Consider the following 19,887-nt stretch of genomic DNA (forward strand, 5'->3'; position numbering starts at 1 on the left):
GAAATGGGGCGAAAGTCTGTGGACTCTGTGTAAGACAGTACATGGTTTTTTAACTGTGGTATGCGACGGTGGTGGAAGCAGAAACTTAAATCGTGAGGTTTAGGAATCGCCGCACTTTTAGGGCGGCGAGGATGTCAAAAAATAATTATCGCTAATATCTGTCCCCCGCTCTTGCCGTGATCAGGCAAACCAGGGGGATTTTTAGCACAAATAGGGAAAAGTAGCAGAAATCTTAATAAAAAGTAAAAATGCTGCAAATGTAACAGATTTTAACGAGAGAGTTGACCTATCCTTAAGGAAAAGATAAAAGCGATGTCTGTGGTTTTTTTAAGATAACTCTCAATTAGGCCTAGGTGTAGTGTACCGATGGTAGGCTAAACTATGGAACGATTATCGTGACTTGAGTTGGGAGTTATATTTAATGTACAGTCCGAGTACACTAGCGGGAAACCGTTTATTTGTTTACGAAGTGGCGGGTCTCAATCAAAACGACAATACTGACAGCTTGGATTATTCAATCCGTCAGAGTGGAAGCGTGTTTTTCACGGTTCCCTACAGTCGCATGAATCAAGAAATGCGTCGGATTACCCGTTTAGGTGGTCGTATCGTCAGCATCAAACCCTTCAATGGGATTGCCCCCGTAGCAACTGTTTCTAGTGCCTCCACACCACAGCCAATCGCTCAATCATCGCCCGTCACCGAACAGACCCAGAAAAAGGCCATGACCCAAGCGAAAGAAAAAACAGATATCCCCGTCAACATCTACCGTCCGAATCAACCCTTTATCGGCAAATGTATCGAGAATTATGCTCTCGTTGATGAGGGGGGTATCGGTATCGTACAACACGTCACCTTTGACCTTTCTGGGGGCGATTTACGCTATTTAGAAGGCCAAAGTATCGGTATTATCCCCCCGGGGACCGATGCTAATGGCAAACCTCATAAATTGAGACTCTATTCGATCGCCTCCACCCGTCATGGTGATAAATTAGACGATAAAACCGTATCCCTCTGCGTGCGTCAGTTAGAATACCAACATCCAGAAACCAAGGAAACCGTTTATGGAGTTTGTTCCACCCATCTTTGTAATGTAGAGGTGGGTGCCGATGTGGCTATTACTGGTCCGGTGGGTAAGGAAATGCTGCTACCGGGTGATGAAGATGCCACTATCATTATGATGGCCACTGGGACCGGAATCGCTCCTTTCCGAGCTTTCCTCTGGCGGATGTTCAAGGAACAACACGAAGATTATAAATTCAAAGGTCTAGCTTGGTTGATTTTCGGAGTTCCCAAAACGGCCAATATTCTCTACCAAGAAGAATTAGAGAAAATTGCGGCGGAATTCCCCGATAACTTCCGTCTCACCTATGCCATCAGCCGGGAACAGCAAAATCCCCAGGGCGGTAGAATGTATATTCAACACCGGGTAGCCGAACACGCTGACGAAATCTGGAATCTACTCCAAAGTCCCAAAACCCACGCTTATATGTGCGGACTGAAAGGGATGGAAGATGGTATCGACGATGCTATCAGTGGTGCCGCCGCTAAAAATGGTGCTGATTGGTCTGTCTATCAGAAACAACTGAAAAAAGAACATCGCTGGCACGTAGAAACCTACTAAACCAAAAAGGTTCTCTGAAAATTTTTTCGGGTGGGCATTGCTCACCCTTTTTGTCTTGGCTTCGGTTAAGATCAGTTTCTTAAAAGGCTTTTAATACTAAATCTAGTTATTAAAAACTGATTATCTATTCCCTCTTTTGCATGAGTGCCTCTTACCTTTTGCCTGTCCTCACAAGTAGCCTATACTCAACGGATTTAGTATAAAAAGATGAAATTCTCTCGACGCTTTTTTCCTGTTTTCCTTGCCCTCTGCTTACTGTTTATTTTGCTGCCCCGGGCCTGGAGTTTTACTAATAGCCAAAAACAAATTCTGGCAGATTTAAAAACAGCCGAGATTATTTATCTGGGAGAAAGGCACGATAGTCAAGCCGACCATCAGGCCCAATTAGCTATTATCGAGTATTTACAGGCCAATAATCCCCAAATAGCGATCGCTTTCGAGATGTTTCAACGTCCTTACCAAATCTATTTGGATCAGTATTTAGCCGGCAAAATTAGCGAAAATCAGTTGAGAGAAAAAAGTGAATACGACCAACGTTGGGGATTTGATTGGGAATTTTACGCCCCGATCCTGCGCTTGGCCAAGGCAAAAAAACTACCAGCGATCGCCCTAAATACACCCACGGAAATCACTAGAAAAGTGGCACGGGAGGGCTTAGAAAGCCTCTCCACCTCAGAAATGACCTACATCCCCCCTAAAAGCGAAATAAACCAGGATAACGAGGAGTACCGTCAACAGATCTTAGCCGTTTATCAGCAACACACGGGGGGCAAAAGTCAGGGATTCGATCGCTTTTTTCTGGCACAGGTCCTCTGGGATGAAACCATGGCCGATGCGATCGCTAAATTCTGGCAAGCTCATCCCGACTATCAGATCATCGTCCTAGCAGGAAAAGGTCATATTGCCTACGGTTACGGTATTCCCAGTCGAGTCCAAAGAAGATTAGGCGATCGCGTCATCCAGCGCTCGGTTTTCTTGGGAGACGCGCCTCAATCATCACCAGCAGAAACCAAAAAACCCGCCGATTATTTTTGGCAAGAGCAAAATTAAGCCAGTCAGGAGTTAGGAAGCAAGGGATGGTAAGCTAATACCATTTTTCTTTATTCTTGGCAGGTATCTTACCCCCCCAACCCCCCCGACATCGGGGGGGTGAGGGCAATTAACCATCTCTGTCATTACTTGAGAAAAATGGTATATAGCAATTCCCATAGTTGTGAGGTACAGAGTCTTAGGTTTTGAGGAGTCAGGAGCCGGTCGTCAGGAGTCAGGATTCGGGAGTCAGGATTCGGGATTCAGGAGTCAGGATTCGGGATTCAGGAGTTAAGATTTTGGTGTACCTCATGAGATTGGGAAACGCTATAAGAAGCCAGTCTTTTAATTTCACGGTTAATTTAGTAGATAATAAGTCTGAAAAACTGATGTTATTTTATGATTAATTTAATCTATCAAGATACCGAAACACTCGATCGCATTTTAGCTGTGACTCGTGCCGTCGGTTGGGGTGGTGCTAAAATTCTCCAATCCTACCACCGCGGTGAACAGGATTTAGCCGTCAACAAGAAGAAAAAAGGCGGACCAGTGACGGCGGCGGATTTAGCGGCAAATAACTATATTTTAGGGGAATTACAAACAAACTTTTCTGATATCGACTTTGGTTATCTAAGCGAGGAAACCCACCAGGGTAATGAAGCTATCCCGAAAGATTGGGTATGGATTATCGATCCTTTGGACGGAACCCGCGATTTTATCAACAAAACGGGAGAATATGCCCTACATATCGCCTTATGTTATCAGGGAAGACCGATCATCGCCGTGGTTGCCCTACCTGATCAAGAAAAACTCTATTTTGCCCAAAAAGGAAAAGGCACTTTTCTAGAAACTAGCGACGGAAATATTACACAGGTAAAAGTTGCCAATAAAGATAAAATTACCGATCTCTATCTGGTGGTTAGTCGTACCCATCGCGACCAACGTTTTGATAATTTATTAAGCCAAATACCCTTCTTCGGTAAAAATTATGTGGCTAGTGTGGGCTGTAAAATTGCCACAATCCTCGAACAAAAATCCGATGTTTATATCTCCCTATCGGGGAAATCGGCGGCTAAAGACTGGGATTTTGCCGCTCCGGAGTTGATTTTAACGGAAGCAGGCGGCAAATTCTCCTATTTTGACGGTCAACCCGTGCGCTATAATCGCGGTGATGTGCGGCAATGGGGGGGGATCATGGCTAGTAATGGTCCTTGTCATCAACAACTTTGTCAGTTGTCCACGGCAATCCTCGCCCAAATTGATGCCACTGCCTAATTTCTGCCCCCCTAACCGAGAATCAGAGATCGGTAGAATGGAAAAAAACCAGATCGAGCAATGTTACGGTTAAAAACTTGGCAAGGGTTGATTTTAGCAGTTCCGATCGCCGCCGTGGTCATCTTTCTGATCGTGGCCGCCAGTGTCCAGATCAATCAATGGGGTTTGAATTGGATTTGGGCAGTTTTTACCCTGATTTTTGTGGCTTGGCGCTTCCTGTTGGTCAAATGGACGCGCCCAGCAGTCGGGGAAATTGAAGCCGCCATCGGGGAAATTAAGGCAGAATTAACCCCTCCTGAGGGTGATTCCGGGGGCAATGTCGAGGAAATTATCGAGAGGATTATCGTCGAGGCCCGCAATGATCGCCCGGTTTGGGAAGATTGGGCGACTTTTTGGCAACGCTGTCAGGATTTGGTCAGTGCCATCGCCCATATATATTACCCCGATGTCAAGTACCCCTTATTAAATATTTACATTCCCCAGGCCTACGGTTTAATTCGGGGAACCGTGGATGATAGCGATCGCTGGATGCAGAATCTTTCCCCAGCCCTGAATCAAATCACCATCGGCCAAGCCTATCAGGCCTACGAAGTTTATCAAAAATTGCAACCCTCGGCCCAGAAACTTTGGCAGGTCTGGAATTGGGCGCAATGGGTGATCAATCCCGCTGCGGCTGTGGCTAAAGTTGCTAGTCAAAAGTACAGCGATCGAGCGGATCAGCAATTATTAGTCAATTTAGGGCAAGTTTTGCGGGAAAATGCCCTAAGAAACCTCTCTCGCCAAGCGGTGTTACTCTACAGTGGCGGCAATCTCGCCCCAACTCTCCCCACCAAGACCAAAATCGCCACCACTACTCTCAAGGAAATTCTCGCCCAAGCTGAACCGATCACGGAAATCGATCGCCAACCGGTTAATATTCTGCTGGTTGGACGCACCGGGGCCGGCAAAAGCAGTTTAATCAATACTCTCTTTCGGGCCGATTTAGCCCAAGTGGATCTATTGCCCAGTACCGATGCCATCCAATCCTACCATTGGCAAACCCCAGAAGGAGACGAGTTAATCCTCTGGGATACCCCGGGCTATGAACAGGCAAATCGGGCTGATTATCGGCAAAAGGTTCTCAATTATGCCGAAAACGCCGATTTATTGATTCTGGTAACTCCCGCCCTCGATCCCGCCCTGGCCATGGATGAGGCTTTTCTTAAAGATTTGCAACAAACTATTGACAATTTACCAGTTATAGTCTGTGTTTCTCAAGTCGATCGCCTGCGTCCGGTGCGAGAGTGGCAACCCCCCTATAATTGGCTGACGGGAGAAAGTCCCAAAGAAGTCAATATCCGCGAATGCTTGCAGTATCGGGCGGAATTATTCGAGAATCTCTGCGATCGCATTTTGCCGATGGTCAGTCAACAGCCGGATAGAGAAGCTTGGGGGGATGAGGAGTTATCAATCGCTTTACTGGGGGCAATTTCGCCCGCCAAACAGTTGCGTTTAGCCCGTTTTTTAGCGGATTTAGAAACTCGAACCCTGGCAGCGGCGAAAATAATCGATCGCTATACTTTACAGATGGCCACGGGGCAAGGTTTAACGGCCCTATTAAAAAGTCCTATTCTAGGTTTTATCTCCACTTTAGCCACGGGAAGACCAACTTTAGCCTATCTTTTAGCTGAACAAATTCCTGTGGAACAATTACCAGTAGCGATCGGTAAATTACAGATGGCATACGAGCTTTCTTCTCTCTTGAATCCAGAGAATAAAAGTTTTGATTTATTGGCACTTTGGCCAATACTATTAGAAAATTCTAGCACTGCTGACAAGGAAGCTTGGGCCTGGGGTCATGCTCTGGTAGAATATTGGACAAAGGACTTATCGATCGAACAGTTCCGGTCAAGTTATCAGGGGTATTTAGAAACGACAAAAACAGGCCTCTAATCAGATTAATTAAGCTAAAACTTTCTTCCACTTCAAAAGTATAGGAGAGTGGGGAGGAGAGGTTTCTGGGGTTGAGATTTCTGTCCCTTGTACTAAAATTACCAATGGGAGAGATTTTTTCGTGTTTTTTTGAAAGTTCTATTCATTTTTTTCATTTTCAGAGTTTTCATCGTTAGTTTTCGACGAACTACCCAAACCACTAAAATAAAAGGCGGTGACTGCTGTAGCTATTGGCCCTAAAAAAGTATAAATTGTCTTAGAAGAATCATTAATTAGGGTTGCCGCTTTATCCACTCTACTTTGTACTTCTTGTTCTTCGATAGCTTTCAAATTTATATTTAAATTAAAAATTCCAAGAGAAGCAAAAGAAATGAGACAAATAGAAAGAATTTGTAAACCAGCAGTGGCTAACAATCCCAACCAAAGCCACTTTGCTAAGGAACCAGCTACTTTAGTATTAAAATTATGTCTTTGATCTGAGGGTGATATAGCTGTAGCTGGTTTACCAAATGCAGATACTTCATTGTCTAAACGATAAGCATCCGGATTCTTCTTTAGAAGATGATGCACAGAGTTCCCTTGAGTTGGAAGAGCCAAAGAAGCGCTGAGGTCTTTTGGCTTGTTAACTTCCCCTGTCTCATTTTTTGAATCACTGGTCATAACTAAACAATTAGTAGTGGTCTCTGTTCATTACCTTTTTGCAGTATTAATTGAGTATCTTCTTCCGTCTCAGTTTTAGCATATAAAGCCATGAGTTTTAATCCTTTACGAATGACTTCAGACTCTGTTAAGCCTAGCTCCTTAGCTATTTCTTTAAGATATTCAGAGTCCTTTTGACTAAGATTTACTCGAAATTGTCTGGTAGCCATTTTTTTTTGTTAATTTAGTGAATGGATTGTATCGATTCACTGATAACTGATCACTAAGGTCGAGAAGAGCCATTTTTACCATTGAGGGCTATAGTAGGGTCAATTCATGAATTGACCCTACAGTCTGATTTAAGGGTTGTCATCGTCCTTTCTCATAGATGTCCATAATAGTCTGCCTTTAGAAACTTAGCATCCTAACTACAGTATCCTATCTTACCCTAATTACACCAGATATGTCAACCAACTATTACACTGGATATGTCAAGCAATCACACCAGATATGTCAACTATGTCAAATCAACATAAACGAGTCCTGACGGTACTCAATGGGTGCAATAGGTCAAATACCATCAACTTATTGACTTATTTGTTATTAAAAGGCTATTTTTCGCAAATTTTAACCAAAATAATCTTAGGTTTTATTCATGCTTAGGTACAATAGGGGGTATAATAGGGTATTTAGTAGGTGGTATTATATATACATATATGCAAGGCATAGCAATGGGTGTAATGTGGGTGTAATGTGGGGTTCAATAGATACCACAGTGCTGAGTTCCTATGGTATGATAGTTCCATCAACTTTTAGATAGATAAAAGTATGGCAGACACAACTAAACAAGTGAGTATGCTAGAATTGGAGTTAGAAGATGATCTAATCAGACAAATTGAAGATGTAGCTGATTCTGGTTGTTTTTCAAAAGATGAATTATTACAAAGTATTTTAGAAGCATGGAGATATCATCAGGTCTATATACATAGACTTGAAAATATGGTTCAAATAATCAATATGGTTCTTCGTTACTTAGTATGGTTCGATCGGGGGGCATAAATCGACTAAATCCTTATCTGGCAAGAGATTTAATTGATTAGTTCGCTCTAGATCGAAAACAATTAACAAAAATCGCCAAATGTCTTTCTCTATAAGAGTTTCATTCCTTATAACCCTGTACGTTGCATAAGACAAACCGAAGAACCATCAATATTAAGTAATTCGATTTGAGGGTAATGTGGAATGATTACTATCAAATGATTACCTGCTTATTGTTTTGAGCTAACAAAAAAATTTATCACTATTTTCTTGAACAACAGTCTATTAAACTTTCATAACAAGTAACCCTGAGACAATTATCAGTTTTAGCAATTATTGAGATGTTAATTTATTGTAAGCAGGAATAATCGCCGCATTTTCCCAATCATCATCAAAAGGGAGCGCATCGTGATCTGACAAAGCATTAGCCTCGATTTCTAGATCACCCATCGATTTAACTCGCTCCCAATCGGTTAAATTATTAATATCTGGGGGATTATTTGTTATATTTATCCTTCCTAAAGCTGGTATTTCCATAGGGGGTGGCCAGTGCAGAACTACAGTGATATACTAAGGATAACTTGATCAATACTTTCTAGGGAGATTTTGCTATCAATTCCCAGAAAGTATCGGGGTTTTAGGTTTTGCGTCCGAGAAAATTAATAATCTGGGGACTAATTTCTTTTGACCAATGTTCTTGGGGATAGTGTTTTGCTTCCGCGAGGGGGATTAATTCCACTCCTGATTTAGTAGCTAATTTTTCAACAGTGACAGAAGATAACCAAGGATCGGCCATTCCCCAGACAAAAAGGATAGGTTTTTCAAAGTTCTCTAAACCTGTCTCAATTTCTGCCATAGTTTTCGATAGGTTTAAATTGCGAATCGTGGCCAGTAAAGCGCGACCCACTGCCGAAGTTTTTAGATAAGGTTGACGGAAAATAGCCAGAGCTGCATCACTAATCACAAAACCGCTACCAGTTTCTAAAGTACGATCGACTAATAAGGGATCTTGAGTTGCCATATCTCCGAGGAAAGGTAGCCCCCATTGTTTCATTATCCAGGGTAATTTGACATCCCTGGAGAGGGGAGTATTTAAGATGATCAAGCGATCAATTTTATCGGGATTTTCTAGGGCGTATTGTAAACCGACGGAGGCTAAAAAACCCTGGACAATGAGGGAGATTTTCGGCAATTGGAGAGCTTGAATAAAATCGGCCAAAGCTTGACAAAAAGCGCTAGGTGTATAGGCGAATTCTCTGGCATTGGGTTTAGCGGATAAACCGGAACCGATCCAATCGGGGGCAATAGCATTAATGTTATATTCTTCTAAACTGGTTAACAATTCCCGCCAAATATAGCCATGGGCGGGTAAACCATGGAGTAGGATCACGGGGGTTGTGTCCGGTTGTTGAGCGGGGTTAACCTGTCGATAGAACCACTTGAGAGGGCCGACTTCGAGAAAACTTTCTAAAATAGCCATGGTTAATGGGGGATTAATAATCATTAACCATTGTCTAACGTCTAGGAACCGATCGCACCGGCAATTTTCCCACCCCGGCAGTTATAGGGAGCTTGCGTCGAGACTTTGTGCTTCTCCGGGGGTTAAGGGCAAATGAAGACCGCATTCTTGTTTTAAACCCTTGAAACGGGTGTCTCGTTCGTTGCTATCATCGGCGGTTAAAGGCCGACTGGAGTGCCAATCGCCGACGGAGACATAACCCAGATCAAAATAGGGATGGTAGGGAAGATCGTATTTAGTCAGATACTGGTATATGGTTTTGGCATTCCAGTCAAGGATCGGTAATATTTTGTAACGTTCGCCCTGTGGATTGACCCATTGGAGAGTTTTGCGGTGGTCGGTTTGGTCGCGACGCAAACCCGCTAACCAAGCGGTGGCCTTTAATTCCTTCAGGGCCCGTTGCATCGGCTCCACTTTGCGGATTTTGTCGTAGAGATTGAGGGAGTCGAGATCGTTATTTGACCACAATTTACCGTGGATTGCTTCCATGCGGGCGGGACTGAGGGGAGATTGATAAACTTTCAGGTTTAAATGGAGGCGTTGGCTTAAGTCTTCGGCAAATTGATAGGTTTCTGGGGGAAGATAGCCGGTATCGATCCAAATGACGGGAATATCGGGGATAATTGCGGTGACGAGGTGCAACATTACCGCCGCCTGAATGCCGAAACTGGTACTCATCACCAAACCTTCCCCAAAGGTGGCCGCGGCCCAAGCGACGATTTCCGCGGCGTTAGCGAAGTCAAAACGTTGATTAATTCTCTCCAGGTCGAGGGATAGAGGGGAGGAAAAAGACCGGTCGGCAGTGGGGATGAAGGCAGTTTCTAGGGCCTGTGGATGAGAATTAAGCAAGTGTAAATCTGGCATTCTGGCTAAGATTTAAGTTATTAGTAGCGGCGGATACTGATAGATTCCAATCTATCCATTAGGGTTTGAGCATAGAGTTACCTCCATCTCCTCCCCTTGAGAAACGTGGGTGAGACTTTCGCCTCCGACGGCTCCTAGTTTAACTGCTCCATTGTTAGGGATACAGCTTGACAATCGAAGGCCATTTTATCATCCTGACACTGGCGGTCTAGTAGTTGGGGGTTTTTGTATTCATCCTGACGACCGTATTGTTGAAAATCTATATACTGTACTTCTACTATATCTGATGGGGTGAAGTGTGGCCCACACTAGCGACACCCTCCTTTCTCAAAAATCTCTCTGGTTACACTAGGTTAAGCAAGATGGGGAGGGATTACCGCTAGTTTTTGCAGTTGTTTTTCAATATTGGCCTTTAATTGGGTCCGGGTGATTTCTTTTCCCGTTTGAGCGGTGTGTGCATTTTCCAGAAAAATAATACTATCTACTTTTTCTAGGGCAAATAATTGGAATAAAAGATGGGTTACGGGAATCAGGAGCGTTGATAGGGGTGAATTGGGGGTATTTTGAGCAGATATGGCCATTTTTTCCGTAGCAAAGGCATAGATTACCCTTTTCTCCTGTTGCGGCTGCCGCCGATGGGCTAAGGTGGTTAGTAACCAATCACCCTGGCTATTCTGCACCACATAGTATTGTAAATGTTTTAACTGTCTGGCCATAGCGGCGAGGACGGGATTAACCGCTTCTTCCATGACTACGGGGGCCAGTCCGTAATTGACGGCGTCTCGACTTAAAATATGCAGTTGTGCCTTTAATTTCATGGCTAATCATGTCTATAAACTAATCGATGGCGATGACATTCATTCCTTGACTCGGCAACCCCAGTTAAAATTGTCGTCGTGAAAAGATAAGGATGGAGATACCCAATAATAGACCAGTATAAACGAGACTGTAGAGGGCATTAGCGATTAAGACATCAGCACTAGGCAGCAAACCATAAACGGCCTCGTTTCTAAAATTCAATCTCTCTAAATCTGGGAGAATTAGATAAATATTTTTAGTGATAGCGAGGATATTGGCATTTTTGCTGATTATACCCAATTGGATCAGATCTTTGCTGATGTGACCCATTAGATAGACCCCAAAAGTCATTAACGTGGCTAAAATCGAACTGGTAAATACCCCAAAAGCGATCGCCACGGCCGCGATGAGAATTAATTCCAAACCGAGATAGAAAACCGAGACAATCAGGGGTAAAGCTTGAAAAGATACTTTCATCCCCGACAACATCAGCAGGTAAATCACCAACATTACCCCCAACATCACCGCTAAAACCCCGGACAAACCCAAGTGTTTACCGAGGATAAATTCGGCCCGACTCAGGGGTTTAGGAATCAAAACTAAAATAGTTCTCTTGTCAATTTCCTTATTAATTAGCCCTGTACCCACAAAAACCGCAACAATTACCCCTAATAACCCGATAGCGGCTAATCCCAAGTCAAGAAAGATTTTCTGATGGGTTCCCACCGCAATTTCTGGTAATAAACGCCAAGCGAAGGCCATCAACAAGGCAAAAAACCCGATCAAGTAAAGAATGCGATCGCGGATAACCTCGCGAAAACTGTTAGCTGCGATCGCCCAGATTCTCAAGATGCTGATACCCATAGCCTTTCATCAAAATAATATCTGTTTTTCCTTTTGAGATTACCGCTCAACTAAACTTACTCAAACTTACTTAAAAGCCTGAAAGCTTAGTCATTCGTAGTGGTTCAAGCACGGAGCGGGTTAAACGGCAAACCCTTTCTTCCCTGGTCAACGACATCAGGAATTACTTTTCTAATGATGTTAAATGCCCCATTGACATCGGCATTTAACAATTGATTTGTTCCCATTTTATCAAGTCCCCTAGCTAACCTTTTTCCCTTAAATAATGGTTTTTCTTCACCGTATTTTTTAGGTAAATCATCCCTATCTAAATTACTCGATTTTGAGGTAGAGGATTCTTCAGCTATTATGACTTTTATTCCTTTTAATTGAGCTTTATAGGTTAACATTTCTCTTCATCTATAATGAGGAACATTGACCAATTGTTGATGATTCCTTTTTCCTAGATTAAGAGATTGTTTCATCCGCTCATTATGCCCAATTATTAACGTCCCTCTTTGATGAATAATACACCAATCTATTACTCTTTTGCTGGCTGTGTGTAGGTAATTTTCTCCTCGACAGTTTCGTTTATGGGTTAGGAATATCAATTTTTGATGTTTGAGGTTTTGGGTATGATTAGGTGTTGACACTCTCACCCAGCCTACGGCTGTAACGGGAGATTGCTGCTTCTACTCCTCTTAACTAGACACAATCCGAAAATTATGCCCCCGTCAGACCGAATCCACCAGCATTTTAACTTAACGTCCACCGACTGCCAGGCGGCGGAAGGAACTGAATTTTGTCTTTGGGCCGAGGGCGATATTTGTTCTGAGATACAAAGGATCGGGAGGTCAGTCCCCCTAATACCTTGCGCGCTTTACCGCTTTTCATATTTTAGCAAAATTTCCCAAAAGTGGAACAATATTTAATAACCGATTAACCTGTGCTTGTAAGTCTTCTTGACGATTTGCACTCAATAGGAATAACTCTGCATCTTGGATGGATTCATTTTTGTTCCTGTTGCGTTAAAGTGTGACGACGAATCTGACTTAATCTCTCTAGGATAATATGACTATTAATGCCCCCAAAACCCATGGCACTCACTCCTGTCCGTAAAGGTAAGGAATTTGGCCAAATTTGCCCCTCTTTTAATACCTGTAACCTAGCCTTGTCTTCGGTTAACTGAGCCTGATGGCGATCGCATCCCGTCACCAGTGGTAAAATTTGACGATGAACCGCCATAGTCACTTTAATTAACCCTGCTATCCCTGCCGCCTTAGTATGGCCAATATTCGCTTTAATTAAACCAATAACGGCCTTATTTACCGTATCTGGATGAACATGAGATAAGACTTCTAATTCGGTTGCATCACCGACGGCCTTTCCCGTACCATGGACTTCAAAATAAGCTATAGTATCCCCCGTAAATTCAGTTAGAATTATTTTTAGGTGTTCATGACAGCCAATTACGCTTTTTTACCCCTGAAGGTAAACTTGTTCCCACCCCTGAAGAAGTAGCAGAAAAGATGGCTCAGAAGTTACAAGATTTAGGGATAGATTGGCGAGATTTGGCTTAAGTTTGACCTGAAATCTTGATCAAGCAAGCTGAAATGCAAATTATGAAGTAACCTGCCCAAATGCTATAGTTAGGCGTTTTTACCGCAATAATAAGCTGTTGACTATCTAAATTACTCGTTAAGACTGCCGGGGAGAGGGGAGAAGGGAGTAGGGAGAAGGAGGTTGAGCATTTGTACTAAAATATTCAATACGCAATTTAAATGCAGTACAGCTTCAACAAAAATCGAGCTATATTTGCCAATTCTCGACATAATTTGCTCTACTCTAAGAAGTAACTACATTCTTCCTAAGCCCCCAGTAGGAGGCTTTTTGGGCTAAAAAAGAAGGTAAGGTAACTATCTGAATTTTAAGTGCCTACTGATCATTTTTGGCAATATTTTATATACTAGGAATATAGAGATAAAAAAGAGGAAAACTGATGATTACTATACGCAAAGCTGAGGAAAGAGGCCACGCTAACTATGGTTGGTTGGATACCTATCATACTTTTTCTTTTGCCCAATATTATGATCCCCAACAGATTAATTTTAGGAGTCTAAGAGTTATTAATGAGGATAAAGTGATTGGGGGAAAAGGATTTCACACCCACGGACACCACGATAGGGAGATTTTAACCTATGTTTTGGAGGGAGAACTAGAACACAAAGATAGTCTCGGCACGGGTTCCGTGATTCGACACGGTGAAATTCAACGCATGAGCGCAGGAACAGGGATAAAACACAGTGAATTTAATCATTCTGCCACTAATCCCCTCCATCTCCTGCAAATCTGGATTATTCCCGACAAAAAAGACCTAGAACCCAGTTATGAACAAAAAGCGATCGAATTTTCTCCCCATACCTTACAATTAATCGCCTCTCCCACCGGTGCCGGTAATGCGGTTAAAGTCCATCAAGACGTTAATCTATACGCAGGAATTTTGCCCCTAGGCCAGTCCCTCACCCATTCCTTAGCCCCCAGTCGTTATGGCTGGTTACAGGTGGCTAGAGGTCAAATAACCGTGAATGGCGTGAATTTACAAGCAGGGGATGGAGCCGCCATCAGCGACGAAACCGGTTTAACCATTCAATCCCTAGAAAACTCGGAAATTTTGCTTTTTGACCTAGGGTAGCCGACTGATTAACGGGGGAAAGGCGGACGCATTTGCTCACACGGGTACAGGGTTATTTGCCCGGACAACGGGCTAACCTTCTCCAATATCAGGTCAATCAGAACCTAGCCGACGGGGACGATTTCATTAACTATTGTTGTAGTGGCGATCGCATAGTTGAATTTTGAGTTTCTAAAAGAGCGACTAAAGTTTCTAAGGTTTCATCGGGATTTGTTCCCTTGGATAGAGTAATTAAAATACCGTCTCTTTCAGGAGTTCCTTTGACGCACTCCCCGTTGACTTGAGCGGTAAAGCAAATAACGGGATTGCCATCAATTTTCCCCGTAGTTAAATAATTGAATTTACTATCTTTGCTGTAGGCCGCTAATCGCTTACTTACCAATTCACAGCGTTTTTGTGGATCATAACCAATCTCTTTAAATTCTTCAGACTCCCAAAGAATGACGGGAAGTTTCTTCTGTTGGTTGAGTTCAATTACTGTTGTGGGTTGATTGTTTTCTTGAATACAGAGAAAGTTAGCTTTCTGCAAATTTTTGGGAAGTTGTTGAGCGGGCGTTGGTTCGGTTATTGGTGTCTTGATCGGGGTTGGTTCTAGGGTAACTACCGGTTTGGGAGTCGGTTCTGCTATCCGGGCAGGTGTGGAAGTTGGCCGTCTGGGAATAGTGCTGGAAGCAACGAGGGTAACAATTGGTTTTGACTGGGGTTTGACAACAGTTTTTTGAACGATAGTTGTCGAAACGACGGGTTTAATTCGAGGTTCTTTCACACTAGACCGACCAGTCTCTCTTGCGATTTGTCTACGACTAGAACGAGTACCGGTCGTTGTTGTAGTTTTTCTAATAATAGTTTGTTGAGCAACAGGAGATTTGACGGGTTTTTGACCACCACCAGCAGACGTGGTATTTTTGGCGATGACCACTCCAGTAGTATCTTCATTATTTTTAGCGATCACAACTCCAGTATCTTCTGATTTATTGCCCTCGATCACGCTCCCACTAGCCTCTGACCGATTTTTCTCGATCACGATTCCATTAAATTCTGATTTATTTCCCTCGATAACATTTTCTGGTTGAGCAAATCCAGTCTGAAAATAGATTAACTCTTGTAATACGGTAAAACCTGCCGCTAATAAAAAACAAGATTTATTCATGATTACTTATTCCTCACTTCAAGTATTTAATTAATATCCGAAAATTTTTATCACTGAATCCCCTATATTTTTCATACAAGATACACAAACAGTATCAACCTAAGCAAATAAAAATTAGATTTTTTTTGATTTATTTGCTTAAATGCCAAACTCAAGACAGATAAAAGTAGCTAAAGCAGTTTAGATACCCTTGAACCCTTAAAGTTTAGTAATATAGTGTTTCTCATTTTTTAGGCTACTGACTATTGTACTCAGACTCGTCTAGGGACAATTTTGTGCCTCGTAATCAAGAAAATTGCTATATCAAGGTTCTCATCTAGCCTACTGCCCCCTGGTATTCATTCACAAAGCGATGATGAACGTTGCCTTAACCATGATTATATCGCTTGCAGCCAGGGGTTGAACCGTTTTACAGTCCACAGATATAAATCATTTGGAATCGATGCTCCCTACCATCTTCCCACTCTAACATCGCGGGTAAATGGCCTCGAGGTGGAGTTGGCGATTTGGTAAAAATTGGTTCTAAGCCAGCAATATATTTAGTTTTACCTTCCAGTTGTTCGTAACGCCATTCCACTTTTACTATATCTTGTCCAGGCAGTCTCCATTGGATTGTTTCATAAAACTTACTGGCATTTTTTCCCACTTCTTCAAAAATGTCTTTCTGAACTTTGAAACCCAGTTGTCCACCACTTTTGCTACTCCAGAGGGCATCGATATCGACAACTTTTTTGCAGAAGGCATCTTTATCTGAACTGAGTTTTTGTCGCCACTCTTCTAAAACAAAGCGCCCTTGCTGCTTGGATTGTGGTCCGACTATTGCTAATAATAATTGAAAGGTGGCCGCATCAGCCTTTCTCCAATCTTGACGGATCAGAGCATCTTCTAATTCCTTATAAAGTTTCGTTTCTTCAGATGCTGGGGTTCCCACGGAAGGAGTAACAGTCGGTGTAGTCATCCCTGGGGTTGGAGTAATGGTCGGTGTAGTCATCCCTGGGGTTGGAGTAACGGTCGGTGTGGTTGTCGTTCCCGTTGGAGGCGGCTCGGCGGCCAACCTTGCTGGAGGTAGAATAATATCTTGAACGAAAAACCCCAAGTTGCTGACCAGTAACCCCATGAGGACAAATTGATAGTTATGTTTCATTATTATGAACTCCTATTTAATCGGCTATTAAGTCCCCTCAGAGAATAAATATTTATTCTCCAAAATTCAAAAATGTTTAGTTGTCTTAACTAACTTAGTATCCCTGATAAGGATTCTAGAAGAAATAAAACAAAACTGTCAAGTATTTATGGGTTTTTTTGTGTAAAAAATTATTAACTGATTAGACTAAATTTACTAAGAATCACAGTTTAGTAATTATCTCCTATAGCTTTAAGCTGTCGGCCGTCAGCATCCCGCACATCAGCCTGTTATTGCTATTCTCGGCTTGTTGCCATTGGCAATATCCTAACCTGAATTGCTAGGGATACAAACAATAGGAAATATAGCCTCTCATTATACATTCCCAAGCAATAGAAACGTTATTTTCTTAATTTTTCTTTTATAATTGTAATTGGAAAAATACGAGAATTTGCTCAAAGTCTCTAGGCTAACTGACAAACAAATGCTATCAAGATTACCCCTAATAGGTAGAGTCTGTTTTTGTTAAATAAATTCCAATACCTCTCGGTTAAGGATTTTTTAGGGCTTCTCGCCTACGGGATCATAAGGGTTTCAGTCTCATTGTGAACGCGCGAATGACGTTATCCGAGAAGTATTGAAATAAATTCATGAATACCTGATAGCCATGGTCTTAAGCATCAGCCAAAAACCAGCGAAAACATGGCTAAAGTTGACATCGAGCGCGTACGTCAAATCGATGCTCCTGGCCGTCTTTCCATTCTAGAATAGCGGGTAAATGGCCTCGAGGCGGATCGGTAAACAGTGGCTCTTTCCCTCGCAGATATGCAACCCTTTTAGTCTGCGGATCGTATTTCCATTCTACTGTAACCTCCCCCTGTGGGTTTCTCCATCGGATAGTCTTATAGAAGAGCTTCCCATCTTTTTTGACCCGATCGAAGAAAATATTATACTGAACCCTGAAGCCGAGGTGGCCGTCACTGGCTCGATGCCAAAGAGCGTCAATTTTTTTAAAATCATCACAGTCAAATTCTCGCCATTCTTCTAGGTTAAATCGTCCTTGCCGCTCCGATTCTGGTCCGGCGATTCTGAGCATTAGTTTATAGGTTAGTTCATCGGCTTTTTTCCAATCTTTTTGTTCTAGAGATTTTTCTAATTGCTGATAATAAAATTCTGGCGATTTCGCATAAAGAAACCAACTTCTAGCCATAGCGATCGCTACTAGGGTCAAGAGCGCTCCCACTCCGATGGTCAGAAACTGCCGGAGGGGACGCGGTATAGGAACTGGGGGTTTTGCTGCCTTGTTGGTAGCTGGCTCGGTCGTGGTAGCTGGAGCAGTGGGGACTAATTCATCGAGAGCCTGCATTGCTTCTGTTGCCGTTTTATAGCGATCTTTAAAGTGGTAACGCACCATCTTGGTGAGAATAGCCTCTAACCCCGCACCGATCCTAACCCTTTGTTGCCAGCTAATTTCCCCCGTTTCGGGATCGTCAGGCAAATTTTTGGGATCGATTCCAGTTAAAGCTTGAATTGCGATCGCACCCAAAGCATAAATATCGCTACTCGGGCGCGGTTTGCCGCGAGCTTGTTCCGTTGACATATATCCCGATGTCCCCGGGGAACCGTTGGAATTGACTGACTCGACATTATCCTCGGCAACCCCTGGAAACTTTTTAACCGCACCAAAATCCACTAAAACTAAATGATTGTCCTGCTGTCGCCGAATGAGGTTATCGGGTTTGATATCGAGGTGAATGACTTCTTGACTGTGGATAAATTGTAGGATCGTCAAAACTTCTCGCAATAGAGCGATTACCTCGGTTTCAGTCCAAAAATGATGGGGCGGAAGTTCCTCGGTCAAAGGATGACCAGTTACATATTCTCGAATTAGATAAAAAGCTCCGTCTTCCTCGAAATAATCAATAAGTCGGGGTATTTGGTCATGTTCTCCTATTTTTTTGAGCGCATCTGCTTCTTGAGCGAAAAGACGCTGTGCTGTTGGCCCATCGATTGCGCTGTCTGTCGGTTTGAGCAAGCGTTTGACCAAATAACGCCCGCATTCGGGTCGCTCGATATTTTCGGCGATGTAGGTTTGGCGAAAGGGGCTTTCCTTAAGGGTTGTTATCAGTCGATAGGAGCGATGTATTAAGGGAATGGATGCCTGAACTTCTAAGTTAACCCTCGTTTCCCTTAAACTGGACTGTTCGCTACTAACCCTCGTTTCCCTTAAACCGGACTGTGAAGCCAGAGGTTCAGCACTGACTCTCGTTTCCCTTAAACCAGACTGTTCAGCACTAACTCTCGTTTCCCTTAAACCAGACTGTTCAGCACTAACTCTCGTTTCCCTTAAACCAGACTGTTCACTACTAACTCTCGTTTCCCTTAAACCAGACTGTTCACTACTAACTTTCGTTTCTCGAATAATCGGAGTCGAAACTGTTGATGGATTCGTTTCTTCAGAAATAGGTGCCTGGGAGGGACTGGTCAGCGCTGCGAGTGCCTGGATGATTTCCGTAGCACTTTGATAACGGTCTTTAAAATGATAACTAACCATTTTGTTGAGAATGGCCGCTAATCCGTCACTAACATTAGCGTAATCACGCCATAGCAGCTCTCCAGTTTTGTCATCATCGAGTACCTGTAATTTTAACGGATCCATCCCAGTAGCGGCTTGGATAGCGATTATACCCAGAGCGTAGATATCGCTGTTGAAACGGGGTTTGCCTCGCACCTGCTCCGTGGGCATATAGCCTTCTGTTCCAATAGAAATTGTCAGGGGAGAGTGGGAGGTTTGCAAAGATGTGCCTGGATTGCGAATTTTCTTAACTGCTCCAAAATCGATCAGTACCAAGCGATCATCTCGATCGCGTCGGATCAGATTGTTGGGTTTGATATCTCGATGGATGACCTTGTGGCTATGAACAAACTCTAAAATCGGCAACACATCTTGCAGGAAAGCGATAATTTTGCTTTCCGTCCAACGCACACCGGGAGGGAGTTCTTTATCGAGGGTATGACCTTCGATAAACTCTTGCACCAAGTAAAATTCTTGGTTTTCCTCAAAATAAGCTAATAATCTAGGTATTTGATCGTGTTCCCCTAAGACCTCCAAATTTTCCGCCTCTTCCTTAAACAATCGTCGAGCGGTGGGTAAAAAATCCGGATCGTTGCTGGCTGGTTTTAGGTATTTGACAGCACATTGAGGATGACCGGGACGATGCAGGTCTTCTACAATGTAGGTTTTGGCTAATCCCCCTTCTCCTAAAGCACGGAGAACCTTATAGTGTCCAGCCAGGAGTTGATTTAACTCTAACATCGCTCAATTCGTTTAACCCGTTGCTCTAATGATGGCACAGATTCCGGC

18 protein-coding genes and 1 pseudogene are annotated in these 19,887 nt (G+C 43.0%); 6 read left to right on the forward strand and 13 right to left on the reverse strand.

What is annotated here, in order from left to right:
- The first annotated feature begins 421 nt into the window (after positions 1-421).
- The 4 genes from cpcD/petH to O9295_RS24240 all read left to right on the forward strand — a co-directional run bounded on the left by cpcD/petH (position 422) and on the right by O9295_RS24240 (position 5,857).
- A complete protein-coding gene (gene cpcD/petH / locus O9295_RS24225) occupies positions 422-1,621 on the forward strand; it encodes a bifunctional rod-capping linker CpcD/ferredoxin--NADP reductase PetH (protein WP_288035883.1) in 1,200 nt (399 codons plus the stop codon).
- Between the two features lie 207 nt (positions 1,622-1,828).
- Positions 1,829-2,671 carry a ChaN family lipoprotein gene (locus O9295_RS24230; RefSeq protein WP_149986999.1) on the forward strand — a complete coding sequence of 281 codons (843 nt, stop codon included), beginning with the start codon at positions 1,829-1,831 and terminating at the stop codon, positions 2,669-2,671.
- 378 nt (positions 2,672-3,049) lie between these two features.
- A complete protein-coding gene (locus O9295_RS24235; RefSeq protein ID WP_147072644.1) occupies positions 3,050-3,925 on the forward strand; it encodes a 3'(2'),5'-bisphosphate nucleotidase CysQ family protein in 876 nt (291 codons plus the stop codon).
- A gap of 60 nt (positions 3,926-3,985) precedes the next feature.
- Entirely contained in the window at positions 3,986-5,857 is a 1,872-nt protein-coding gene (locus O9295_RS24240; RefSeq protein ID WP_288035885.1) for a GTPase family protein, read from the forward strand.
- 138 nt (positions 5,858-5,995) lie between these two features.
- Here the strand turns inward: O9295_RS24240 and O9295_RS24245 are convergent, their stop codons facing one another.
- Together O9295_RS24245 and O9295_RS24250 are read right to left on the reverse strand one after the other, a co-directional pair.
- Entirely contained in the window at positions 5,996-6,517 is a 522-nt protein-coding gene (locus O9295_RS24245; RefSeq protein WP_288035887.1) for a hypothetical protein, read from the reverse strand.
- Positions 6,518-6,519: 2 nt separating this feature from the next.
- Entirely contained in the window at positions 6,520-6,726 is a 207-nt protein-coding gene (locus O9295_RS24250) for a hypothetical protein (protein ID WP_012264701.1), read from the reverse strand.
- Positions 6,727-7,324: 598 nt separating this feature from the next.
- Between O9295_RS24250 and O9295_RS24255 the strand changes: the two genes are divergently transcribed.
- Entirely contained in the window at positions 7,325-7,555 is a 231-nt protein-coding gene (locus tag O9295_RS24255; RefSeq protein ID WP_288035889.1) for a hypothetical protein, read from the forward strand.
- Positions 7,556-7,867: 312 nt separating this feature from the next.
- On the opposite strand, the gene O9295_RS24260 is transcribed toward O9295_RS24255, so the two are convergent.
- The 8 genes and pseudogenes from O9295_RS24260 to O9295_RS24295 all read right to left on the reverse strand — a co-directional run.
- Positions 7,868-8,071 (reverse strand): hypothetical protein, encoded by a 204-nt coding sequence (locus O9295_RS24260; RefSeq protein WP_288035891.1) that lies wholly within the window; start codon positions 8,069-8,071, stop codon positions 7,868-7,870.
- A gap of 100 nt (positions 8,072-8,171) precedes the next feature.
- A complete protein-coding gene (locus tag O9295_RS24265; protein WP_288035892.1) occupies positions 8,172-9,038 on the reverse strand; it encodes an alpha/beta fold hydrolase in 867 nt (288 codons plus the stop codon).
- 57 nt (positions 9,039-9,095) lie between these two features.
- Positions 9,096-9,917: a phosphoadenosine phosphosulfate reductase gene (cysH, locus tag O9295_RS24270; protein ID WP_288035894.1), complete on the reverse strand. Its 822-nt coding sequence runs from the start codon at positions 9,915-9,917 to the stop codon at positions 9,096-9,098.
- A 353-nt stretch (positions 9,918-10,270) separates the two neighbouring features.
- A complete protein-coding gene (locus tag O9295_RS24275) occupies positions 10,271-10,735 on the reverse strand; it encodes a hypothetical protein (RefSeq protein WP_288035896.1) in 465 nt (154 codons plus the stop codon).
- A gap of 64 nt (positions 10,736-10,799) precedes the next feature.
- Positions 10,800-11,579 (reverse strand): ABC transporter permease, encoded by a 780-nt coding sequence (locus O9295_RS24280; RefSeq protein WP_288035897.1) that lies wholly within the window; start codon positions 11,577-11,579, stop codon positions 10,800-10,802.
- Positions 11,580-11,683: 104 nt separating this feature from the next.
- Positions 11,684-11,968, reverse strand: a complete 285-nt coding sequence (locus tag O9295_RS24285) for a zinc ribbon domain-containing protein (protein WP_288035898.1) — start codon at positions 11,966-11,968, stop codon at positions 11,684-11,686.
- A gap of 598 nt (positions 11,969-12,566) precedes the next feature.
- Positions 12,567-12,809 carry a ketoacyl-synthetase C-terminal extension domain-containing protein gene (locus O9295_RS24290; protein WP_287170528.1) on the reverse strand — a complete coding sequence of 81 codons (243 nt, stop codon included), beginning with the start codon at positions 12,807-12,809 and terminating at the stop codon, positions 12,567-12,569.
- A gap of 21 nt (positions 12,810-12,830) precedes the next feature.
- Positions 12,831-13,028: pseudogene (locus O9295_RS24295) on the reverse strand (hypothetical protein); the annotation flags it as partial.
- 529 nt (positions 13,029-13,557) lie between these two features.
- Between O9295_RS24295 and O9295_RS24305 the strand changes: the two are divergent.
- On the forward strand, positions 13,558-14,250 hold the full coding sequence (locus O9295_RS24305) for a pirin family protein (protein ID WP_288035899.1): 693 nt from the start codon (positions 13,558-13,560) through the stop codon (positions 14,248-14,250).
- Positions 14,251-14,380: 130 nt separating this feature from the next.
- On the opposite strand, the gene O9295_RS24310 is transcribed toward O9295_RS24305, so the two are convergent.
- The 3 genes from O9295_RS24310 to O9295_RS24320 form a co-directional block, all read right to left on the reverse strand.
- Entirely contained in the window at positions 14,381-15,400 is a 1,020-nt protein-coding gene (locus tag O9295_RS24310) for a COP23 domain-containing protein (protein WP_288035900.1), read from the reverse strand.
- 409 nt (positions 15,401-15,809) lie between these two features.
- Entirely contained in the window at positions 15,810-16,544 is a 735-nt protein-coding gene (locus O9295_RS24315) for a GUN4 domain-containing protein (RefSeq protein WP_125732029.1), read from the reverse strand.
- Between the two features lie 685 nt (positions 16,545-17,229).
- The gene (locus O9295_RS24320; protein WP_288035901.1) at positions 17,230-19,839 is read right to left on the reverse strand and encodes a protein kinase domain-containing protein; all 2,610 of its coding nucleotides are present in this window, start codon (positions 19,837-19,839) and stop codon (positions 17,230-17,232) included.
- Positions 19,840-19,887: the final 48 nt, after the last annotated feature.

The organism is Microcystis sp. LE18-22.4A (genome assembly GCF_027531105.1).
Classification (GTDB): Bacteria; Cyanobacteriota; Cyanobacteriia; order Cyanobacteriales; family Microcystaceae; genus Microcystis; species Microcystis aeruginosa.

Coding starts and splice junctions, on each gene's coding strand:
- O9295_RS24320 (WP_288035901.1), bottom strand. CDS start 19,839: ATGTTAGAGTTAAATCAACTCCTGGCTGGACACTATAAGGTTCTCCGT.
- O9295_RS24315 (WP_125732029.1), bottom strand. CDS start 16,544: ATGAAACATAACTATCAATTTGTCCTCATGGGGTTACTGGTCAGCAAC.
- O9295_RS24285 (WP_288035898.1), bottom strand. CDS start 11,968: ATGTTAACCTATAAAGCTCAATTAAAAGGAATAAAAGTCATAATAGCT.
- O9295_RS24240 (WP_288035885.1), top strand. CDS start 3,986: ATGTTACGGTTAAAAACTTGGCAAGGGTTGATTTTAGCAGTTCCGATC.
- cysH (WP_288035894.1), bottom strand. CDS start 9,917: ATGCCAGATTTACACTTGCTTAATTCTCATCCACAGGCCCTAGAAACT.
- O9295_RS24280 (WP_288035897.1), bottom strand. CDS start 11,579: ATGGGTATCAGCATCTTGAGAATCTGGGCGATCGCAGCTAACAGTTTT.
- O9295_RS24265 (WP_288035892.1), bottom strand. CDS start 9,038: ATGATTATTAATCCCCCATTAACCATGGCTATTTTAGAAAGTTTTCTC.
- O9295_RS24310 (WP_288035900.1), bottom strand. CDS start 15,400: ATGAATAAATCTTGTTTTTTATTAGCGGCAGGTTTTACCGTATTACAA.
- O9295_RS24255 (WP_288035889.1), top strand. CDS start 7,325: ATGGCAGACACAACTAAACAAGTGAGTATGCTAGAATTGGAGTTAGAA.
- O9295_RS24305 (WP_288035899.1), top strand. CDS start 13,558: ATGATTACTATACGCAAAGCTGAGGAAAGAGGCCACGCTAACTATGGT.
- O9295_RS24235 (WP_147072644.1), top strand. CDS start 3,050: ATGATTAATTTAATCTATCAAGATACCGAAACACTCGATCGCATTTTA.
- O9295_RS24245 (WP_288035887.1), bottom strand. CDS start 6,517: ATGACCAGTGATTCAAAAAATGAGACAGGGGAAGTTAACAAGCCAAAA.
- O9295_RS24275 (WP_288035896.1), bottom strand. CDS start 10,735: ATGAAATTAAAGGCACAACTGCATATTTTAAGTCGAGACGCCGTCAAT.
- cpcD/petH (WP_288035883.1), top strand. CDS start 422: ATGTACAGTCCGAGTACACTAGCGGGAAACCGTTTATTTGTTTACGAA.
- O9295_RS24230 (WP_149986999.1), top strand. CDS start 1,829: ATGAAATTCTCTCGACGCTTTTTTCCTGTTTTCCTTGCCCTCTGCTTA.
- O9295_RS24260 (WP_288035891.1), bottom strand. CDS start 8,071: ATGGAAATACCAGCTTTAGGAAGGATAAATATAACAAATAATCCCCCA.
- O9295_RS24250 (WP_012264701.1), bottom strand. CDS start 6,726: ATGGCTACCAGACAATTTCGAGTAAATCTTAGTCAAAAGGACTCTGAA.